A 19058-nucleotide genomic window follows, 5' to 3' on the forward strand; every position below is an offset into this window, starting at 1 on the left:
GGAACCCAATGTCTTGAGAGGAACCTCATGAAGACCGACATCCACCCGACTTACGTCGAGACCCAGGTCACCTGCACCTGCGGCAACTCGTTCACCACCCGCAGCACCGTGGCCGAGGGCGCCATCCGCGCCGACGTGTGCTCCAACTGCCACCCGTTCTACACGGGTAAGCAGAAGATCCTCGACACCGGCGGTCGCGTGGCTCGCTTCGAGGCTCGCTTCGGCAAGCGCAACAAGTAGCTGCTTCTCAGCGCCGGCCCCTGCATCCGCGGGTGGCCGGCGCTGGTGTGTTTGAAGGGTTTCACAGGCGTACGAAGCGAGGCGGAGATGTCACAGTTCGAAGCGGTCGAAGGGCTGATCGAGGAGCACGAGGGCCTCGAGAAGCGGCTTGCCGAGCCCGAGACCCATGCCGACGCGCGCCTGGCGAAGAAACTCAACCAGCGGTACGCCGAGCTGAGCTCGATCATCGACGCCTACCACTCCTGGCAGCAGCTCGGTGACGACATCGAGGCCGCCCGTGAGCTGGCGGGGGAGGACCCCGCGTTCGCCGAGGAGGCCGACGCGCTGGTGCCTCAGCGCGAGGAGGCCGAGGAGCGGCTGCGTCGCCTGCTCGTGCCCCGCGACCCGACCGACGACAAGGACGCCATCCTCGAGGTGAAGTCGGGGGAGGGCGGTGAGGAGTCGGCGCTGTTCGCCGGGGACCTGCTGCGGATGTACACGCGCTATGCCGAGCGTCAGGGCTGGAAGCTCGAGTTTCTCGATGCCAACGAGTCCGACCTCGGCGGCTACAAGTCGGTCACCGTCGCGGTGAAGGCGAAGGGGACCTCCGAGCCCGGCCGGGCGCCCTACGCGCTGCTCAAGTTCGAGGGCGGCGTACACCGTGTCCAGCGGGTGCCGGTCACCGAGTCGCAGGGCCGCGTGCACACCTCTGCCGCCGGTGTCCTGGTGGTTCCCGAGGCCGAGCCCATCGATGTCGAGATCAACGACAACGACCTCCGCATCGACGTCTACCGCTCTTCGGGCCCCGGCGGCCAGTCGGTCAACACCACCGACTCGGCGGTCCGGATCACCCACATCCCCACCGGCATCGTCGTCTCGATGCAGAACGAGAAGTCGCAGCTGCAGAACAAGGAGCAGGCCATGCGTGTGCTCCGCTCGCGCCTGCTCCAGGCGGCCCAGGACGCTGCCGACGCGGAAGCCTCCGACGCCCGCCGCTCCCAGGTGCGCACGGTCGACCGCTCCGAGCGCATCCGCACCTACAACTTCCCGGAGAACCGCATCTCCGACCACCGCACCGGCTACAAGTCCTACAACCTCGACCATGTCCTCGACGGCGACCTGGAGCCGGTGATCGGCAGCGCCGTGGACGCCGATCTGGCGGCCCGCCTGGCCTCGCTCGACTCCTGAGGCCTTTCGCAAACTCGAAGGTCGCAGTCACCGGGTGACTGCGACCTTCGATTGTTTAGCGGTGGATCAGGCGTTGGCCTTCTTCTTGAAGCCCACGACGAAACCGGCGGCCTCGGCGGAGGCCTCGCTGTCGAACCAGACCTCGGGCTGGGTCCGCTTGAAGGCCGTGCTCGCGGAAGTGTGGTAGCGCTTCGCGCCGTCCTTGCGGATGTTGCCCTTCACGACGTACGCCGGGTGCGGGCTGGAGCCGTCCTCGAGCGGGTCGGCGCTGCCTGCGCCGTAGCTGCTCGCCGGCGGCAGCGGCTGGTCGGTCTCGGCGGTGTCGGCCTTCTTGCTGCGGTCGTAGAAGTCGCTGCTCGCCCCGATGAACCCGGCCGCCTCGGCCGACTCCACGGAGTCGAAGTAGACGGCTGCCTTCGTACGGCCGTAGTAGGGGCTCGCCGTCGTGTGGTACTTCTTCCCGCTGCTGCCCTTGATGTCGTACGCCGCGTCCGAGCTGCTTCCATCAGCAGCCGGCAGCACCGCGCCGGGGTAGGGAGCGTCCTTGGTCGCGGCGGGCGCCTCGGCGGCCGGGGCGGCCTCCGGCTCGGCCGCAGCGGGGACATCCTCTTCCGGAGCCTCGGTCGCGTCAGCGGCGGCAGCGGCCGCGGTGACGCTCTCGGCCTCCGCGACGACAGCCGCGGTGTCCGCTTCGGTCACGTCGGCCGTGGCGGTCTCGGTGACCTCGGCCTCGACGGCAGCCTCGGTGGACTCTTCGGCTGCGGGCTCCTCAACCGCGGGAGCCTCGGTAGCAGGAGTCTCGTCAGCCGGCTCGGCCACGGACGCCTCGGCGGGGACGGCGGCAGCGGCGACGGGCGCGCTGGTGTCCTCGGCGGTCGGGTGGTCCTTGTCGACTCGGTGTGCGGCCTTGGCGTCCTTGCGGATCGGGCGTCCGAAGAAGAACCAGATCAGGAGGGCGAGGACGAGGATGAGTGCAAGCAGCAAAAGCCACTTCATGGGGTGATGTTTCCTTCCGGGGGAGATCTCGGGTGTGATGGTGGGGCAGCACAGCGCCCGACGAGGTGTGCGGCCAGTCCCGCGTTCCCCGATATGACCGGAAGAACCGTTGAGGCGCCCGAACGTTACCCTCAGCCGGGTAAAGCATGACTAACACATTCAGGAGCAGTTGCCCATGACCGCCCCGCGAACACTTCTGGCAAGTGCCCGAAAGCAGCTCGCAGATGCCGGAGTCGAGAGCCCGGACGCCGATGCGGCCATCTTGTTGGCCCATGTCCTCGACACCGACCGCAACCGCCTCTTCCTCGTCGACGACGTGGCGGAGCACCAGGAGAAGGCCTACGCGGACCTGCTCGCCCGCCGCGCGGAACGCGAGCCGTTGCAGCACCTGACCGGGGTCGCGTACTTCCGGCACGTCGAGCTCGCGGTCGGTCCGGGCGTCTTCGTGCCGCGGCCCGAGACCGAGCTGCTCGCCGGCTGGGCGATCGACCGGGCCACCGCGATCGACGCACCCGTCGTCGTCGACCTCTGCACCGGATCGGGAGCGATCGCCAAGAGCATCGCCGACGAGGTCCCGAGCGCCGAGGTGCACGCGGTCGAGCTCTCCGAGGACGCCTACCCGTGGGCCGTACGCAACCTGACCGGCACCGGCGTGGACCTCCGGCAGGGCGACATGGCCGACGAGTTCGCCGACCTGGACGGCAGTGTCGACGTGCTCGTCTGCAATCCGCCGTACATCCCGCTCGAAGCCTGGGAGTCGGTCGCCGCCGAGGCGCGCGACCACGACCCCGACCTCGCGCTCTTCTCCGGACAGGACGGGCTGGACGCGATCCGCGTCCTGGAACGGCGGGCAGCCGAGCTGCTCAGGCCCGGGGGAGTGGTCGGCTTCGAGCACGCCGACGAGCAGGGCCCGGACGGTCACAACGGTGGCGCTCCGGCGGTCTTCGCCGCCACCGGAAGATGGCAGGATGTACGCGATCATCTCGATCTGGCAGGCCGTCCGCGCTTCACGACCGCACAACTGGCAACATGAGCACTGTGACTGAGCGCTACCCGATCGCGACCGAGGACGAGCAGACCGAGGCGATCGATGCTGCTGTGGCTGCCCTTCAGGCCGGCGAGCTCGTGGTCGTGCCGACCGACACGGTCTACGGCATCGCCGCCGACGCGTTCGACAAGGGTGCCGTGGCCGGTCTGCTCGCCGCCAAGGGCCGCGGCCGCTCGATGCCGCCGCCGGTGCTGATCTCCAACGTCGCCACCCTCGACGCCCTCGCGACACGGATCCCCGACTGGGCGCGCAGTCTCGTCGAGGAGCTGTGGCCCGGCGCCCTGACGGTCGTGTTCCACCAGCAGCCGTCGCTGCAGTGGGACCTCGGCGAGGCCCGCCAGACCGTGGCCGTACGCATCCCCGACTCCGACATCCTGCGCCGCATCATCGACCGGGTCGGTCCACTGGCGACCAGCTCGGCCAACCGCACCACGAAGCCCGCTGCCACCAACGCCGACCAGGCCGACGAGATGCTCGGCAAGATGGTCAAGGCCATCATCGACGGGGGCGAGTCGCCGGTCGGTGAGGCGTCCACGATCGTCTCCGCCACCGGTGACGAGCCGAAGGTCCTGCGGGAGGGTGCGATCAGCATCGACCGGATCAACGAGATCCTCGCCAAACATGACGTCGCCATCCGTCGGCCGGGCGATCCGGACCCCGCCAACATGCCCGAGACCGACGGTCCCGAGACCGACCTGCCCGCCACGGACGCCGACACAGAAGTGTGACCCGAACCCATGACCAGCCACCTGCTACGCGCCGCCATGCACGCACGCTCGCGGCGTTGCCGCCGCTCGACGGTGCAACCAGACCGCCTTCGCAGCGGCGCCTTGCGAGCGTACGCGCCTGACGACGCTCGCGACGGCGGCTGTTCACGGGTTCGGGTCTGATGCGCGCCTACGTCCTCCTCTTCCTGGTCGCCGCCGTGGTGACCTACCTGCTCACCGTCGTCGCCCGCGAGTTCGCGATGCGCACGGGGGCCGTCGCGAAGGTCCGCGACCGCGACGTACACGCCGTTCCGATCCCCTACATGGGCGGTGTGGCGATGCTGGGTGGGCTGGTGGCCGCCTACCTGGTCGCCCGTGAGCTGCCGTTCCTGGCCGATGCTCCGGACTTCGTGCTCCAAGACACCGGCGTCGTGATCCTCGCCGGCGCGCTGATCTGCATCGTCGGCGTCGTCGACGACATCTTCGAGCTCGATGCCCTCACCAAGCTGGGCGGCCAGGTGCTGGCGACCGCGATCCTGGTGGGCTTCAACCTGCAGTACAGCCTGATCACCTTCCCCGACGGCACCCAGTTCTCGATCGACCCCGCCCAGGGCGCTCTGCTCACCGGGCTCGTCGTGATCACCGTGGTCAACGCGGTCAACTTCATCGACGGTCTCGACGGTCTGGCCGCGGGCGTCGTCGGTATCGGCGCGCTGGCGCTGTTCCTGTTCTGCTACCAGTTCACCCGGATCAACGACATCGGCCGCGCCTCGACCGCCGCTCTCCTGACCGTCGCGCTCGCCGGAGCCTGCGTCGGCTTCCTCATCCACAACTGGCATCCTGCCCGGCTGTTCATGGGCGACAGCGGCTCGATGCTGATCGGCCTGATCCTCGCCGCCAGCGCGGTCACCCTCTCGGGCTCCTACAACGCCGGCGGCCTGAACGTGAACGCCTTCGACGCCTCCACCGCGCTCCTGGTCACCTTCCTGCCCCTGCTGCTCCCGCTGACGATCCTGGTGGTCCCTCTCGTCGACCTCGTGCTGGCCGTCGTACGCCGCACCCGCGCCGGCCGGTCACCCTTCGCCGCGGACAAGAAGCACCTCCACCACCGCCTCCTGGAGATCGGCCACTCCCAGCGCCGTGCCGTGTTGATCATGTGGCTCTGGGCCGGCCTGATGTCCTTCGGCTCGGTCTTCGTGACCCTCTACCGCGGCCCCGTCGTCATCGTCGGCGTCATCGTCGCCACCGCCCTCATCGTGCTCCTCACCTTCGCCCTCCCCAAGATCCGCGGCGAGCGCACCGACAAGCTCCTCGAGGTCCCCGAGGACATCACTCCGCTGGAGAACCAGACTCACTAGTGGTGCCTTGATCGATCAATTAGGGCACCCAAAGACGCTTGTGATAGTTTTCACGAGCGTTCAGGACACGCTCCTGAACGCGTGAAATGCCCCCAGAGAGAACGGCCGCCGACGATGACGACCGCAACCAGCAAGTCCAAGGTGCTGCGAGGTTCTGCCGCAGTGTCCGCAGTTGCTGTGCTCGCGGCCCTCGTGGTGGCCTTTGTTCTTGCCGGGACTGATGGTCTGACTGGTGCTGCGATCGGATCGATCGCCACCGTTGTCGTGCTGGCGGTCGGCTCTTGGGCGATGTTCTGGATCGCGGCGAAGTCGCCCGCGATGTCGTTGCCCGCGGCTGTCGGTGTCTTCACGCTGTCAGGCATGGTTCTCTTCGTTGTCCTGCTGGTCGTTTCGCAGACCGGGGGAGACGCTGTCGTACGTCCGGCAGCCTTCTCGGTCATGGCGCTCACCGTCGCATGGACGACCACGTTCGCGTTCCTGGTGCGACGCGAGCGGATCCCGCTCTTCGACCTGCCCGGGGCAGACTCGTGACCCGCCAGTAGCGCCTGATATCGTCCGGGCCGTCGGGGGCGGCCGCCGGGATGATGCCCGAGCCTTTGAAGCTCGCCACCCAGAATCGTAAGTTCGAACAAACAGGAGACAGCGTGAAGTCGCTTGCCGCCACCGTTATGGCGTCGGAGTCGGGGCCTCATATCCCGGGGCCCGCGGACTTCTTCCTTCCGCCGATCGTCGGGTCCGGCGACTGGGCCCTGACCAAGGTGAGCCTCCTGGTCCTGCTGTCCGTCGTGATCGGTTTCGGCTTCTTCTACGCCGCCTCTCGCAAGGCCGCTGTGGTTCCGAGCCGTCTGCAGTTCGCCGGTGAATACGTCTACGGGATGGTCCGCAACTCCATCGCCCGCGACATCATCGGGTCGAAGGACTACATGAGGTTCGTTCCGTACCTCTTCACGGTCTTCATCTTCATCATCATCAACAACTTCTACGGGATCATCCCGTTCGTCCAGTTCCCCACGATGTCGCACATCGGCTTCACGGTGGCCCTGGCGGCCATCACCTGGCTGGTCTACAACATCGTCGGCATCGCGAAGCACGGTTTCGTCGGCTACCTCAAGCTCCAGACGGTGCCCAGCGGCGTGAGCGGACCGATCCTGCTCATGATGGTCCCGCTGGAGTTCCTCTCCAACATCGTCGTGCGCCCGTTCACGCTGGCCATCCGTCTCTTCGCGACCATGTTCGCCGGTCACCTGCTGGTGGCGCTCTTCTCCATCGGCGGCGCCTGGCTGATCCTGCACTACGCTCCGACGTGGCAGGGCATCGCGGCCGGCGTCTTCGCCTTCCTGCTCGGCATCTTCGTGTCCTTCCTGGACATGCTGATCATGTTCCTGCAGGCCTATGTCTTCACCCTGCTCTCGGCGATGTACATCGCCGGTGCAGTCGCGGACGAGCACTGACCCGTTCAGGCTCGGACCAACAGCTCAACCACTACGACGCACAACAACCGACGCATATCGCGTCGCAACCGAAAGGAAAATCCCCATGGAGGGACAGCTCGGAATCATCGGCCTCGGCCTCTCCGCCATCGGCCCGGGTGTCGGTGTCGGTCTGATCTTCGCCGCGTACGTCGCCGGTGTCGCCCGTCAGCCGGAGGCCCAGAGCCGCCTGCAGGCCATCGCCATCCTCGGCTTCGCTCTGTGTGAGCAGTTCTTCATCATCTCCCTGGCTCTCGCCTTCGTCCTTCGCTGACGTAGGGAACTACTGAAGGTTCCGACATGATCCTTACCCAGGTAACCGCTGCGGAGACCGAGATCAACCCGTTGGTCCCGCACGTGCCGGAGATCATCCTCGGTGTCATCGTCATCGCCATCCTCTTCGTGGGAGTAGCGAAGTTCATCGTTCCGAACTTCGAGAAGGCGTATGCCGATCGAACCGCGGCGATCGAAGGCGGCATCGAGAACGCCAACGCCAAGCAGGCAGAGGCGGACACCAAGCTCGCCCAACTGGAGGCCCAGCTGGCTGACGCTCGTCACGAGGCTGCCCGCATCCGCGAGCAGGCTCGCGAAGAGGGCGCTGCGATCAAGGCCGAGATGCGCCTCGAGGCGCAGGCCGAGGCCGAGCGCATCATCACCGCCGGCAAGGCGCAGATCGAGGCCGAGCGCCAGGCGGCGGCTTCGTCGCTGAAGACCGAGGTCGGCTCGCTGGCCACCGGTCTCGCCGGTCGCATCGTGGGCGAGTCCCTCGACGACGACGAGCGTGCCAGCCGTGTGGTCGAGCGGTTCCTCGCCGACCTCGAGGCAGGGGTTCACTGATGGACTTCCGTGGAGCGTCGGCCGACGCCGTTGCCGCCCTGACCGAGGAGCTGAAGACCGCTGTCTCCGCCTCTCCTGAGGCGGCGGCCAAGGCGGCCGACACCCTCTTCGAGGTCTCCCAGACCTTCCGCGCCGAGGCAGCTCTGCGCCGCTTCGTCACCGACGCCTCGGTGCCGCAGGAGGCCAAGACCGGCCTCGTCGGTGAGCTGTTCGGCGGGAAGGTCGACGCAACGGCCCTCGGTGTGGTCGAGTCGGCGGTCAAGCACCGCTGGACGCACGCCGGTGACCTGAGCGACGCGCTCGAGCGACTGAGCGAGATCGCCGCGGTCCTCAGCGCCGGCGGCGAGGCCAAGCGCCTCGCCGACGAGCTGTTCGCGGTCCAGCAGGCCGTGCAGGAGACGCCGGAGCTGCGCGACGCGCTCTCCGACCCGGCCCGTACGACCGAGGACAAGGCCGCGCTGGTCGACACGCTGCTCGGGGGCAAGGCGCTTCCGGCGACCGTGACCCTGACGAAGCAGGCGCTGGCGGGCACCTACCGCACCGCATCGGCCGCTCTCGGTGAATACCAGAAGGTCGCGGCATCCGTCGCAGGCGAGGGCACCGCGGTCGTCCGCGTTGCGGCCCCGCTCTCGGAGGCCGAGACCACCCGTCTGGCGGCAGCACTGGCGAGGAAGTACGGCCGTGAGGTCCACCTCAACGTGGTCGTCGACCCGGCTGTCGTCGGTGGCATCAAGGTATCGATCGGTGACGACGTCATCGACGGCACCGTCTCGAGTCGCCTCGAAGGGGCGCAGCGAGCCCTGGCCGGCTGATCCGGCACCGCGGCCGTCAACTGGCCGTACGACCCCTGTGTGACACAGACTGACTTGTACGAACTGAGAGAGAAGGCACAGATGACGGAGCTCTCCATCCGTCCCGACGAGATCCGGGACGCACTGGCAAAGTACGTCGCGGACTACAAGCCGGAGGCGGCGAAGACCGAGGAGGTCGGCGCCGTCGCTTCGACCGCGGACGGCATCGCCCGCGTCTCGGGTCTGCCCTCGGCCATGACCAACGAGCTCCTCGAGTTCGAGGACGGCACCCTTGGTCTCGCCCTGAACCTGGACACCCGCGAGATCGGTGTCGTCGTCCTTGGTGACTTCGACAAGATCGAGGAGGGCCAGTCGGTCCGACGTACGGGCGAGGTTCTCTCGGTCCCCGTCGGTGACGGCTACCTCGGCCGCGTCGTGGACCCGCTCGGCAACGCGATCGACGGCCTCGGCGACATCGAGACGGTCGGCCGCCGCGCCCTGGAGCTCCAGGCTCCCGGCGTGATGGCCCGCAAGTCCGTGCACGAGCCGCTCGCCACCGGCATCAAGGCGATCGACGCGATGACCCCGATCGGCCGCGGCCAGCGTCAGCTGATCATCGGTGACCGCTCGACCGGTAAGACCACGGTCGCGATCGACACGATCATCAACCAGAAGCAGAACTGGGAGTCGGGCGACCCCGACAAGCAGGTCCGCTGCATCTACGTAGCCATCGGCCAGAAGGGCTCGACCATCGCCTCCGTGCGTGGCGCCCTCGAGGAGTCCGGCGCGCTGGAGTACACGACGATCGTCGCGGCTCCGGCCTCCGACTCCGCCGGCTTCAAGTACCTCGCCCCCTACACCGGCTCGGCCATCGGCCAGCACTGGATGTACGAGGGCAAGCACGTCCTGATCGTCTTCGACGACCTGACCAAGCAGGCCGAGGCCTACCGCGCCGTGTCGCTGCTGCTGCGCCGCCCGCCGGGCCGTGAGGCCTACCCGGGTGACGTCTTCTACCTGCACTCCCGGCTGCTGGAGCGCTGCGCGAAGCTCTCCGACGAGATGGGCAAGGGCTCGATGACCGGTCTGCCGATCATCGAGACCAAGGCCAACGACGTCTCGGCGTTCATCCCGACCAACGTCATCTCCATCACCGACGGTCAGATCTTCCTGCAGTCCGACCTGTTCGCGGCCAACCAGCGCCCGGCCATCGATGTCGGCGTCTCGGTCTCCCGCGTCGGTAGCGCCGCGATGACCAAGGCCCTCAAGGGCGTCACCGGCTCGCTCAAGGTGGAGCTCGCGCAGTACCGCGCGATGGAGGCCTTCGCGATGTTCGCCTCCGACCTGGACGCGGCCTCGAAGCAGCAGCTGGCCCGCGGTCAGCGGCTGATGGCGCTGCTCAAGCAGCCGGCCTACTCGCCCTACCCGATCGACGAGATGACCGTCTCGCTGTGGCTGGGCACCTCCGGCAGCCTGGACATCGTCCCGGTCGAGGACGTGCTCAAGTTCGAGCGGGAGTTCATCGACTTCCTGCGTCGCTCCCACGACGGCATCCTCGCCGGGATCCGTGAGTCGCTGAAGTTCGAGGACTCCACCGAGTCCGAGCTGAAGAAGGCTTACGACTCCTTCCTCGACCAGTTCGAGACCTCGGAGGGCCACTCGATCAAGCCGGGTTCCGCCAAGGAGCAGGCCCTGGCTGACGAGGACGTCGAGCAGGAGCAGATCGTCAAGCAGAAGCGGGGCTGACCCATGGCCGTGTCAGTGCGTGAACTCCGCGCGCGGATCAAGTCGACGGAGTCGATGAAGAAGATCACGCGTGCCATGGAGCTCATCGCTGCGTCCCGGATCATCAAGGCGCAGCAGCGGGCCAATGCGGCCGCGCCGTACGCCCGTGAGCTCACCCGCGCCGTCTCGGCGGTGGCGACCTACTCCAACGTGGACCACCCGCTGACCACCGAGCCGGAGGCGCCCACCCGCGCCGCCGTGCTGGTGGTCACCAGCGACCGTGGTCTGGCCGGCTCCTACTCCTCGAGCGTGCTCAAGGAGGCCGAGGGTCTGGTCGAGAAGCTCAAGGCCGAGGGCAAGGAGGTCGACCTCTACGTCACCGGACGCAAGGCGGAGGCCTTCTACAAGTTCCGCGGTCGTTCCGTGGCGCAGGCCTGGACCGGCTTCTCCGACCGTCCGGAGTTCGAGGCGGCCAAGGAGATCGGCGAGAAGCTGATCGAGGTCTTCGTCGAGGGCACCGAGGCCGAGAAGGCCGCCGCTCCCGGCGTCGACGAGGTCCACGTGGTCTACACGCGGTTCATCACCATGATGACGCAGAAGCCCACCGCCGTACGTCTCCTGCCTCTGGAGGTCGTGGAGGGCACCGAGGCTCCGGCCGAAGGCGACGTCCTGCCGCTCTACGAGTTCGAGCCGTCGGCCGAGGCCGTGCTCGACTCACTGCTCCCGCAGTACGTCGTGAGCCGGATCTGGTTCGCGCTGCTGCAGGCCGCCGCCTCCGAGCTGGCCCAGCGTCAGAAGGCGATGAAGTCGGCTACCGACAACGCCGACGAGCTCATCAAGAAGTTCACCCGGGTTGCCAACCAGGCTCGCCAGGCAGGCATCACCCAGGAGATCAGCGAGATCGTCGGCGGCGTGAACGCGCTCGCCGACGCCCAGGCTGCGAACGACTGAGAACCCACAGAAAGACTGACTAGAAAATGACCGCACAGGTTGACGAGAAGACCACGACGGGCCGCATCGCCCGCGTGATCGGCCCGGTCGTCGACGTGGAGTTCCCCGTCGACGCCATGCCGGACATCTACAACAAGCTCGAGGTCGAGGTCACCATCAGCGGTGAGACGACGACCCTGCCGCTCGAGGTTGCCCAGCACATCGGTGACGGCATGGTCCGCGCGATCTCGCTGAAGCCGACCGACGGCGTCGTACGCGGCTCCTCGGTGCGTGACACCGGTGGCCCGATCACGGTTCCCGTGGGTGATGTCACCCTCGGCCACGTGTTCAACGCGACCGGTGACATCCTCGACGTCGACCCGGCCACGGTCGAGGTCAACGAGCGCTGGGGCATCCACCGCAAGGCTCCGGCCTTCGACCAGCTCGAGTCCAAGACCCAGATGTTCGAGACGGGCATCAAGGTCATCGACCTCCTCACCCCCTACGTGACCGGTGGAAAGATCGGCCTCTTCGGTGGTGCGGGTGTCGGCAAGACCGTCCTCATCCAGGAGATGATCGCCCGAGTCGCCAAGAACCACGGTGGTGTCTCGGTGTTCGCCGGTGTCGGCGAGCGCACCCGTGAGGGCAACGACCTCATCCACGAGATGCAGGAGGCCGGCGTCTACGACAAGGTCGCCCTGACCTTCGGCCAGATGGACGAGCCGCCGGGCACGCGTCTTCGCGTGGCCCTCTCGGCGCTGACGATGGCGGAGTACTTCCGCGACGTCCAGGGCCAGGACGTGCTGCTGTTCATCGACAACATCTTCCGCTTCACCCAGGCGGGCTCCGAGGTCTCGACCCTGCTGGGCCGGATGCCTTCGGCCGTGGGCTACCAGCCCAACCTCGCCGACGAGATGGGTCAGCTCCAGGAGCGGATCACCTCGACGCGTGGTCACTCGATCACCTCGATGCAGGCGATCTACGTGCCGGCCGACGACTACACCGACCCGGCTCCGGCGACCACGTTCGCCCACCTGGACGCGACCACCGAGCTCTCCCGCGAGATCGCGTCGCTGGGTATCTACCCGGCCGTGGACCCGCTGACCTCGACGTCGCGAATCCTGGACCCGCAGTACATCGGTCAGGACCACTACGACTGCGCCGTCCGCGTCAAGCAGATCCTCCAGCGCAACAAGGAGCTGCAGGACATCATCGCGATCCTGGGTGTCGACGAGCTCTCCGAGGAAGACAAGATCATCGTCTCCCGCGCTCGCCGGATCCAGCGGTTCCTGTCGCAGAACACCTACGTCGCCAAGCAGTTCACCGGCATCGAGGGTTCGACGGTTCCGGTCAAGGACACCATCGAGGCGTTCAACAAGATCGCCGAGGGTGAGTACGACCACGTCGCCGAGCAGGCGTTCTTCATGTGCGGTGGCCTCGACGACGTCGAGGCGAAGTGGGCCGAGATCCAGAAGAGCCTCTGATGACGGACGCACTTCAGGTGGAGCTCGTCGCTGCAGACCGCGTGGTCTGGAGCGGCGGGGCCACCATGGTCATCGCCCGAACGGTCGACGGTGATGTCGGCGTCCTGCGCGGTCACGCGCCGGTGCTGTCGGCTCTCACCGAGGCGGTCGTGGAGATCACTCCGGAGGAGGGCACCGAGGTCATCGCGACCGTTGACGGTGGCTTCCTCTCGGTGGCCAACGACCGCGTCTCGATCCTGTCCGAGCACGTGCTGCTGGCCCACGAGATCGACCTCAGCCAGGCTGAGGTCGAGCTCGAGGAGGCCCGTCGCCTGCTCGGCACCAACAACGACGCCGAGAAGCGCATCCGTCGTGCCGAGGCACGCATCCGCGCTGTCGAGAAAGCCTCCTAGGGAAAGAGGGGCGATACCCGGATGGCATGGTGGGAGCTGCTCTTGGTCGTTGTGGCCGCATCGCTTCTGCTTGTCCTCGCCTATGGCATCGGGATCGCCGTACGCCGCCGTCTGCTCGCTCGCAACGGCGGCGTCTTCGAACTGAGCCACCGCGTCCGGGACACCAGTCCCGGGCGCGGTTGGGTCATCGGCATCGGCCGCTACTCCGGCGATGCGCAGCTGGAGTGGTTCCGGATCTTCTCGCTCTCGCCCAAGCCCAAACGGGTCTGGCGCCGGGTCGAGATCGTCTATGTCTCCAGCCGCTCTCCCGAGGGGATCGAGGAGCTCGTCCTCTACCCCGAGAGCCTGATCGTGACCTGCGACGTCAAGGGCGAGCACATCGACCTGGCCATGGATCAGCAGACCCTCATCGGCTTCCAGGCCTGGCTGGAGTCTCGCCCCATGCGGTCCACCTGGACCGTCTTCTGAGCGCCCCCTTCGATCCCGTCTCCGACCGCCTCCGGCACAAGACCGGGGTCGGTCGGTTTGCATTCGGGGGCTTCCCTGATTGTCCGGAAGGCGTTCGCGGCGGATCGTAGAGGTATGTCCTCAACCGCTCCCACTCCTGATCCCACTCAGCCGACCCCGCCCGCTCCACCTGCTTCTCTCGCCGGTGACGAGCTCCGCTGCACCGATGCCGATCGCGACCGCGTGATCGACGTCCTCAAGTCCGCCTACGCCGACGGCCGGCTCGACCAGGCCGAGTTCGACCTCCGGTTCGACCTGACCATGAAGTCGAAGACGTACGCCGCTCTGGAGCCGATCACCCGCGACCTGGTCGCGCAGCCGATCCCGTCTCCGGCGCCAGCGAAGCCCGCCCGCGACCTGCTGCCGCCGCCGACCACCGAGGAGCGGCTCCTGGGCGCCCTCGCCCAGGCCACGACCTTGGTGCCGATCGTGGTCGGCCCGGCGATCCTCTACTACACCGTCGGCAAGCGTTCCGAGTTCGTGAAGCACCACGCCGCCGGTGCCCTCAACCTGCAGCTCACCCTGCTCGCCGTCACGATCGTGACCTTCGGCCTCGGCGGCGCGCTCTACGGGATCGCCTGGGTCCTCGCGGCCGCCTTCGCGGTCGTCGCGCTCGCGGGTGCCCCGCTGCGCCAGCCGTGGGTGCTGCCGATCTTCGGCCGCGGTGGGCCGTACGAGAAGAAGCGGGACTGATCCCCGCACCTGGACCAGGCTCGACGCGCCCAGCGGCGCGTCCTGGAAGTTCCTGGGCGCTTCGCGCCGCCATGGCACGCACCTGGCGGCGTTGGCGCCGCTCGAGAGACGCCCGGTATGACTTCGCGACGCCGCCTTGCCATGCACGCACCCTGACGACGCCAAGCATTCAGGAACTTCCAGGACGCGCCACTAGCCTTTACTCGTGACGCCTCTCCGCCGTGCCCAGGCTGGATCGGTGGTGGCGTTCGCCACCAACGGTCTGCTGTCCGCGACCTTCATCTCCCGCATCCCCGCGCTCCGCGAGAGCCTCGGCCTGAACAACTCGGCCGTCGGCCTGATGCTGCTGGCGATGGGCATCGGCTCCGTCGCCGCGCTGCCGCTCGCCGGGGGGCTGGTGATGCGCTGGGGCGCAGCCCGGGTCGTACGCGGCTGTGCGGTGCTCTGTGTCGCCGCCCTGACCCTGGTGGCGATCTCCGGCAGCTGGCTGGAACAGGCGTGGCTGGTGGCGCTGTTCCTGGTGGCGTACGGCGTCGGCTACGGAATCTGGGACGTCGCCATGAACGTCGAGGGGGCCGCGGTCGAGCGGCTCGGCGGCAAGACGCTGATGCCGCAGCTGCACGCGATGTGGAGCGTAGGCACCGTGCTCGGTGGACTGCTGGGCATCGCCCTGGTGGGCACGCTGCCGACCGTGTGGCACATCGCCGGGGTCGCGGTCGTCGCACTGGCGGTCTGCTGGTGGGGGACCCTGGGGTTTCTCCCGGCCGAGGCGCCCCCGGAGGGGCACTCGCCGCGGCGTGAGCTGATCGCCGCCTGGCGCTCGCCCCAGACACTGCTGCTCGGGCTCATGGTGCTCGCCTTCGCCGCCGCCGAGGGGAGCGCCAACGACTGGGTCGCGCTGGCGATGATCGATGGCTACGACGTGAGCCACCGGGCCGGGGTGGCCTGCTACGCGGCGTTCGTCCTCTGCATGAGCGTGGCCCGCTTCGCCGGCGCGAAGGTGATCGACAGGGTCGGCAGGCAGCCGGTACTGATCACCTCGGCGGCGCTGGCGGGCATCGGGATCGTGCTGACGGTGTTCGCCGGCTCGTTCGGGATCGCGCTGGTCGGGATCGTCCTGTGGGGCTTCGGCGCGGCCCTCGGCTTTCCCCTGGGGATCAGCATCGCCGCCGACGACGAGACTCGCGCCGCTGCTCGCGTCTCGGTCGTCTCCACGCTGGCCTATGGGGCCTTCCTCGGCTTCCCGCCGATCCTGGGCGCCGTGGGCGACCAGTTCGGCATCCTGAGGGCACTCCTGGTCGTCGCCGTCCTCATGCTCCCCGCTGCGGCGCTGGCCGCGACCGTGGCGCGGCGGCGGGCCGTGTAACACGCTGTTCGTAGGTCTATCCGGTCGTTCAGATAGGGCGAGTAGTCCTACGAACGACGTGTTACACGCGGAGCGACGCCGTCTAGCGGCTCAATCGAAGAGGGCGCGGATGTCGTCGGCGCCGATGGTGGAGCCCATGGCGCCTTCGCCGTCGACGACCTTCGCGAAGAGCTCGGCCTTGCGCTCCTTGAGCTCCATGACCTTCTCCTCGATCGTGTCGGTCGAGACCAGGCGGTAGACCATGACGTGCTGGGTCTGGCCGATGCGGTGGGCGCGGTCGACGGCCTGAGCCTCGGCGGCGGGGTTCCACCAGGGGTCGAGGACGAAGACGTAGTCGGCCTCGGTCAGGGTCAGACCGACGCCACCGGCCTTCAGGGAGATCAGGAAGACCGGGGCATCGCCGTCGCGGAAGCTCTCGATGACCGCGCCGCGGTCGCGGGTGGAGCCGTCGAGGTAGGCGGCGTCGATGCCCGCCTCGTTGAGCCGGGTGCGTGCCCGGCCGAGGAAGGAGGTGAACTGGCTGAAGACCAGCGCCTTGTGACCCTCGGCGGCGAGCTCCTCGATGTGGTCGACGAGGGTGTCGAGCTTGGCGGAGCCGACGTCGTCGTCATCGGGGTCGACGAGGCCTGGGTCGAGCGAGAGCTGCCGCAGCCTGGTCAGCGCACTGAGGATCGCGACCCGGTTGTCGTTGAAGTCGTCGAGCAGATGCAGGATCCGCTGCCGCTCCTTGGCCAGGTGGGCGTCGTAGATCTTGCGGTGCGCCGGGTTGAGGTCCACGCCGAGAACCTGCTCCTGCTTGGGCGGCAGGTCGTCGGCGACGAGCTCCTTCGTACGCCGCAGCAGGAACGGACGCAGCCGGGTCCGGAACCGGCGCAGCGCCGCGTCGTCGCCCGACTTCTCCACGGGGGAGACCACCGTGTCGCGAAACAGCCGCGGGCTGGGGTAGAGCCCCGGGGCCGTGATCGAGAGCAGCGCCCACAGCTCCATCAGCCGGTTCTCGAACGGCGTGCCCGTCACCGCGAGACGCCAACGGGCGTCGATGCGGCGGGCCGCTGCGTACGTCTTGGACTGGTGGTTCTTGACCTGCTGGGCCTCGTCGAGGACGAGACCGGCCCAGGGGCGCCCGGCGAAGGCGTCCTGCTCGAGCCGGAGGATGGCGTAGGTCGTGACGACGACGTCGGCGCCCTCGCGGGCCTCGGCGACGGAGTCGATGCGCTTGCTCACCGTGCTCACCCGCAGGCCGGGGGTGTGGCGGCGGGCCTCCTGCACCCAGGCGGGTACGACGCTGGTGGGCGCCACCACGAGATAGGGGGTGCGCGTCTCCGGCTGGGTGTGCACGGCATGGGAGATCGTGGCCAGCACCTGGAGCGTCTTGCCCAGGCCCATGTCATCGGCGAGGATCCCGCCGAGACCCTGCTCGTGCAGGAACGCCAGCCAGTGGAAGCCGTCGAGCTGGTAGTGGCGCAGCTCGGTCGCCAGCCCGGTCGGCTCCGGCCGGGGGATCTCGCGCAGGTCGCGCAGCGCCTGGGCACGCTGGACCCACTCGGCGGCCTGCTGGTCGACCACGCCGAGCTCGGCGAGCTCGGCCCAGACGCCGAGGTCGTGCTTGCCGACCGCGATCCCGTCGCCGGTGCGCTCGTGGAGCTGTCCGGCGGCCTCGACGACGTTGCGCAGCCGGTCGAGCTCGGGGCGGTCGGTGGTGATGTAGGTGCCGCTGGGGAGGATCAGGTGGTCGTCGCCGCGGGTCAGCGCGCCGAGCACGTCGGGAAGCGGCACGGCCTCGGCGCCGATTCGGATCACGACCTGCAGGTCGAGCCAGTCCTGCCCGGCCAGGGCGGCACCGTCGGGCGAGGTGATCTCGAAGGAGATCTCGGGGTCCTCGTCGGTTTCGCGGAAGTCGGGCCGCTCGACCTCGGTGACCTCTACGCCCTCGACCTCACGCAGCGCCGGCAGGTCGTGGATGGCGAGCGCGAGCGCGTCGCCGTCGCGTACCTCCTGCTTGCGGAGCAGCTCGGTGGAGACCTTCGCGCGCAGCGCGGCCTCCTCGGCCGGGTTGCGGACCAGGCCGAGGTCCTCGCGGGAGTCCACCGGGTAGTGACGTACGCCGTAGGCCCAGGTCCAGCCGAGCGTGGCATGCGTCGAGCTGCGCCAGGTGACCGTCAGGGTCAGGCGCGGAGCGGGAGGCTCCGGGATGTCGAGGGAGTCGTCGGCCGAGCGCAGCGGCACCAGCCGGGCCAGCGGGCCCAGCAGGGCGCTCAGCGTGCCGATCTCGGCCTCGGGGACGGTCAGCGGGTCCCGGGCGGTCACCAGACGCTGCGCGTGGGTCGACAGCGGTCCGGACAGGTCAGCGAGATGGAGGACCCCGGCATCGAGCACGCCCACCGAGCGGGTCGGGCGACCGATCGGGAGCACCGTCGGGCCGGCGTAGACCCGGTCAGCCTGGGCCAGGCCGAAGCGGAGGACCGCCTCGCCGTCCTCGCGACGCAGCTCCCCGGCGAGCGAGAGCGGCTCGTCGAAGATCACCACGCCGCGTACGTTCTCACCGGGCAGGAGGGTCACACCGCCGCGGATCGCATCGCGGAGCAGGCTGACCGCGTGCTCGCCGAAGTCGGCGAGGCTGAGCGAGGAGCCGCGCGCGTAGAGCAGCCGGTCGGACCGCAGCTGGCGGGCCAGCTCCTGCAGGGGGAGCAGCTGGCTGCGGGGGAAGTCCTTGCCGGGCACCGCGTTGGGGATGTTGGCCCAGTCGGCACCGGTCTTCGCCCAGCGCTCGCGGTTGCCCATGCGCATCGGGCGCAGCTCGACGGTGGGGGAGCCCGCCACGGCCGACCGCGGGCTGTGCACGTCGATCTCGAGCGCCAGCGCCGGCAGGTCGTCCTCGGGCTTGTTGTCCTCGGCGAGCTGACCCAGAAGCGTACGCAGCTCCGTCTCCCACGACGGGCCCATCGGAGTCGCCGCGGTGCGCGTGCCGGCGAGGACCAGGCCGAGCGCGGCACCGTGCTTGCAGTTGTTGTGCACGGGGCAGCTGCACGAGCTGGTCGCTCTGACGACGCCGTTCCGGGAATCAAGGTTGAGGGTCACGCGGTAGGGAGCCGGGCTGGTGCCTCTGACCTCGGCCGACGCTCGCAGCGCACTGCTGCCGATCTCGGTGACCCGGGGCTCACCGACCCGGCCCTGGGCCGCGTAGGCCTCGCCACGCTCGATGGTCTGGGGGTCGAAGGTCTCGCGGAGCAGGTCGTTCGTGAGAGCTTCGAGCAAGGGCACCCGATCTATTCTTCCAGCATGAGGCGGGTTCTGCGACTTCGTGGACGCTCGTGGTGAGCAGCGTCTCGTTCGGTGCGGTGGCAGTGGTCT

19 protein-coding genes are annotated in these 19058 nt (G+C 68.4%); 17 read left to right on the forward strand and 2 right to left on the reverse strand.

The genetic code is table 11. The features are described from left to right. The first annotated feature begins 27 nt into the window (after positions 1 to 27). Both rpmE and prfA read left to right on the forward strand, forming a co-directional pair. A complete protein-coding gene (gene rpmE, locus ACFWQC_RS23415) occupies positions 28 to 240 on the forward strand; it encodes a 50S ribosomal protein L31 (RefSeq protein WP_350832694.1) in 213 nt (70 codons plus the stop codon). 87 nt (positions 241 to 327) lie between these two features. Continuing rightward, on the forward strand, positions 328 to 1407 hold the full coding sequence (prfA, locus tag ACFWQC_RS23420) for a peptide chain release factor 1 (RefSeq protein ID WP_355019010.1): 1080 nt from the start codon (positions 328 to 330) through the stop codon (positions 1405 to 1407). Positions 1408 to 1473: 66 nt separating this feature from the next. On the opposite strand, the gene ACFWQC_RS23425 is transcribed toward prfA, so the two are convergent. Further along, positions 1474 to 2403, reverse strand: coding sequence for a hypothetical protein (locus ACFWQC_RS23425; protein WP_378683615.1), 930 nt, complete (start codon positions 2401 to 2403; stop codon positions 1474 to 1476). 175 nt (positions 2404 to 2578) lie between these two features. Between ACFWQC_RS23425 and prmC the strand changes: the two genes are divergently transcribed. The 15 genes from prmC to ACFWQC_RS23500 all read left to right on the forward strand — a co-directional run bounded on the left by prmC (position 2579) and on the right by ACFWQC_RS23500 (position 15707). Next, a complete protein-coding gene (gene prmC, locus ACFWQC_RS23430) occupies positions 2579 to 3436 on the forward strand; it encodes a peptide chain release factor N(5)-glutamine methyltransferase (RefSeq protein WP_378683617.1) in 858 nt (285 codons plus the stop codon). Beyond that, a complete protein-coding gene (locus ACFWQC_RS23435; RefSeq protein ID WP_378683619.1) occupies positions 3433 to 4179 on the forward strand; it encodes an L-threonylcarbamoyladenylate synthase in 747 nt (248 codons plus the stop codon). The genes prmC and ACFWQC_RS23435 overlap by 4 nt, the downstream gene beginning before the upstream one ends. Positions 4180 to 4340: 161 nt before the next feature. Next, positions 4341 to 5516 carry a glycosyltransferase family 4 protein gene (locus ACFWQC_RS23440; protein WP_378683621.1) on the forward strand — a complete coding sequence of 392 codons (1176 nt, stop codon included), beginning with the start codon at positions 4341 to 4343 and terminating at the stop codon, positions 5514 to 5516. Between the two features lie 162 nt (positions 5517 to 5678). Further along, the gene (locus tag ACFWQC_RS23445) at positions 5679 to 6047 is read left to right on the forward strand and encodes a hypothetical protein (protein WP_378683624.1); all 369 of its coding nucleotides are present in this window, start codon (positions 5679 to 5681) and stop codon (positions 6045 to 6047) included. A gap of 113 nt (positions 6048 to 6160) precedes the next feature. Then, positions 6161 to 6967, forward strand: a complete 807-nt coding sequence (gene atpB, locus ACFWQC_RS23450) for a F0F1 ATP synthase subunit A (protein WP_378683627.1) — start codon at positions 6161 to 6163, stop codon at positions 6965 to 6967. Positions 6968 to 7052: 85 nt separating this feature from the next. Next, a complete protein-coding gene (locus tag ACFWQC_RS23455) occupies positions 7053 to 7259 on the forward strand; it encodes an ATP synthase F0 subunit C (RefSeq protein ID WP_091047785.1) in 207 nt (68 codons plus the stop codon). A 26-nt stretch (positions 7260 to 7285) separates the two neighbouring features. Then, positions 7286 to 7822: a F0F1 ATP synthase subunit B gene (locus ACFWQC_RS23460; RefSeq protein ID WP_378683630.1), complete on the forward strand. Its 537-nt coding sequence runs from the start codon at positions 7286 to 7288 to the stop codon at positions 7820 to 7822. Beyond that, positions 7822 to 8634: a F0F1 ATP synthase subunit delta gene (locus ACFWQC_RS23465; protein WP_378683632.1), complete on the forward strand. Its 813-nt coding sequence runs from the start codon at positions 7822 to 7824 to the stop codon at positions 8632 to 8634. The genes ACFWQC_RS23460 and ACFWQC_RS23465 overlap by 1 nt, the downstream gene beginning before the upstream one ends. Before the next feature lie 81 nt (positions 8635 to 8715). Then, a complete protein-coding gene (gene atpA / locus ACFWQC_RS23470; RefSeq protein ID WP_378683635.1) occupies positions 8716 to 10356 on the forward strand; it encodes a F0F1 ATP synthase subunit alpha in 1641 nt (546 codons plus the stop codon). 3 nt (positions 10357 to 10359) lie between these two features. Further along, a complete protein-coding gene (locus ACFWQC_RS23475) occupies positions 10360 to 11286 on the forward strand; it encodes a F0F1 ATP synthase subunit gamma (protein ID WP_350659686.1) in 927 nt (308 codons plus the stop codon). A gap of 26 nt (positions 11287 to 11312) precedes the next feature. Further along, positions 11313 to 12749, forward strand: a complete 1437-nt coding sequence (gene atpD, locus ACFWQC_RS23480; protein ID WP_350659687.1) for a F0F1 ATP synthase subunit beta — start codon at positions 11313 to 11315, stop codon at positions 12747 to 12749. Then, the gene (locus tag ACFWQC_RS23485; RefSeq protein WP_045547377.1) at positions 12749 to 13141 is read left to right on the forward strand and encodes a F0F1 ATP synthase subunit epsilon; all 393 of its coding nucleotides are present in this window, start codon (positions 12749 to 12751) and stop codon (positions 13139 to 13141) included. The genes atpD and ACFWQC_RS23485 overlap by 1 nt, the downstream gene beginning before the upstream one ends. Before the next feature lie 51 nt (positions 13142 to 13192). Then, on the forward strand, positions 13193 to 13609 hold the full coding sequence (locus ACFWQC_RS23490; protein WP_355019000.1) for a DUF2550 domain-containing protein: 417 nt from the start codon (positions 13193 to 13195) through the stop codon (positions 13607 to 13609). Between the two features lie 114 nt (positions 13610 to 13723). Then, positions 13724 to 14341: a DUF1707 domain-containing protein gene (locus ACFWQC_RS23495; protein ID WP_378683640.1), complete on the forward strand. Its 618-nt coding sequence runs from the start codon at positions 13724 to 13726 to the stop codon at positions 14339 to 14341. 205 nt (positions 14342 to 14546) lie between these two features. Next, positions 14547 to 15707 (forward strand): MFS transporter, encoded by a 1161-nt coding sequence (locus ACFWQC_RS23500; RefSeq protein WP_378683643.1) that lies wholly within the window; start codon positions 14547 to 14549, stop codon positions 15705 to 15707. A gap of 90 nt (positions 15708 to 15797) precedes the next feature. Here the strand turns inward: ACFWQC_RS23500 and ACFWQC_RS23505 are convergent, their stop codons facing one another. Further along, entirely contained in the window at positions 15798 to 18968 is a 3171-nt protein-coding gene (locus tag ACFWQC_RS23505) for an SNF2-related protein (RefSeq protein WP_378683646.1), read from the reverse strand. Between the last annotated feature and the right edge of the window lie 90 nt (positions 18969 to 19058).

Origin of the sequence: Nocardioides sp. NPDC058538, from assembly GCF_042719275.1 — a bacterium.
Lineage (GTDB): Bacteria > Actinomycetota > Actinomycetes > Propionibacteriales > Nocardioidaceae > Nocardioides.

Coding starts and splice junctions, on each gene's coding strand:
- ACFWQC_RS23425 (WP_378683615.1), bottom strand. CDS start 2,403: ATGAAGTGGCTTTTGCTGCTTGCACTCATCCTCGTCCTCGCCCTCCTG.
- atpA (WP_378683635.1), top strand. CDS start 8,716: ATGACGGAGCTCTCCATCCGTCCCGACGAGATCCGGGACGCACTGGCA.
- ACFWQC_RS23475 (WP_350659686.1), top strand. CDS start 10,360: ATGGCCGTGTCAGTGCGTGAACTCCGCGCGCGGATCAAGTCGACGGAG.
- ACFWQC_RS23465 (WP_378683632.1), top strand. CDS start 7,822: ATGGACTTCCGTGGAGCGTCGGCCGACGCCGTTGCCGCCCTGACCGAG.
- ACFWQC_RS23485 (WP_045547377.1), top strand. CDS start 12,749: ATGACGGACGCACTTCAGGTGGAGCTCGTCGCTGCAGACCGCGTGGTC.
- ACFWQC_RS23455 (WP_091047785.1), top strand. CDS start 7,053: ATGGAGGGACAGCTCGGAATCATCGGCCTCGGCCTCTCCGCCATCGGC.
- ACFWQC_RS23440 (WP_378683621.1), top strand. CDS start 4,341: ATGCGCGCCTACGTCCTCCTCTTCCTGGTCGCCGCCGTGGTGACCTAC.
- ACFWQC_RS23495 (WP_378683640.1), top strand. CDS start 13,724: ATGTCCTCAACCGCTCCCACTCCTGATCCCACTCAGCCGACCCCGCCC.
- rpmE (WP_350832694.1), top strand. CDS start 28: ATGAAGACCGACATCCACCCGACTTACGTCGAGACCCAGGTCACCTGC.
- atpD (WP_350659687.1), top strand. CDS start 11,313: ATGACCGCACAGGTTGACGAGAAGACCACGACGGGCCGCATCGCCCGC.
- prfA (WP_355019010.1), top strand. CDS start 328: ATGTCACAGTTCGAAGCGGTCGAAGGGCTGATCGAGGAGCACGAGGGC.
- prmC (WP_378683617.1), top strand. CDS start 2,579: ATGACCGCCCCGCGAACACTTCTGGCAAGTGCCCGAAAGCAGCTCGCA.
- ACFWQC_RS23435 (WP_378683619.1), top strand. CDS start 3,433: ATGAGCACTGTGACTGAGCGCTACCCGATCGCGACCGAGGACGAGCAG.
- ACFWQC_RS23460 (WP_378683630.1), top strand. CDS start 7,286: ATGATCCTTACCCAGGTAACCGCTGCGGAGACCGAGATCAACCCGTTG.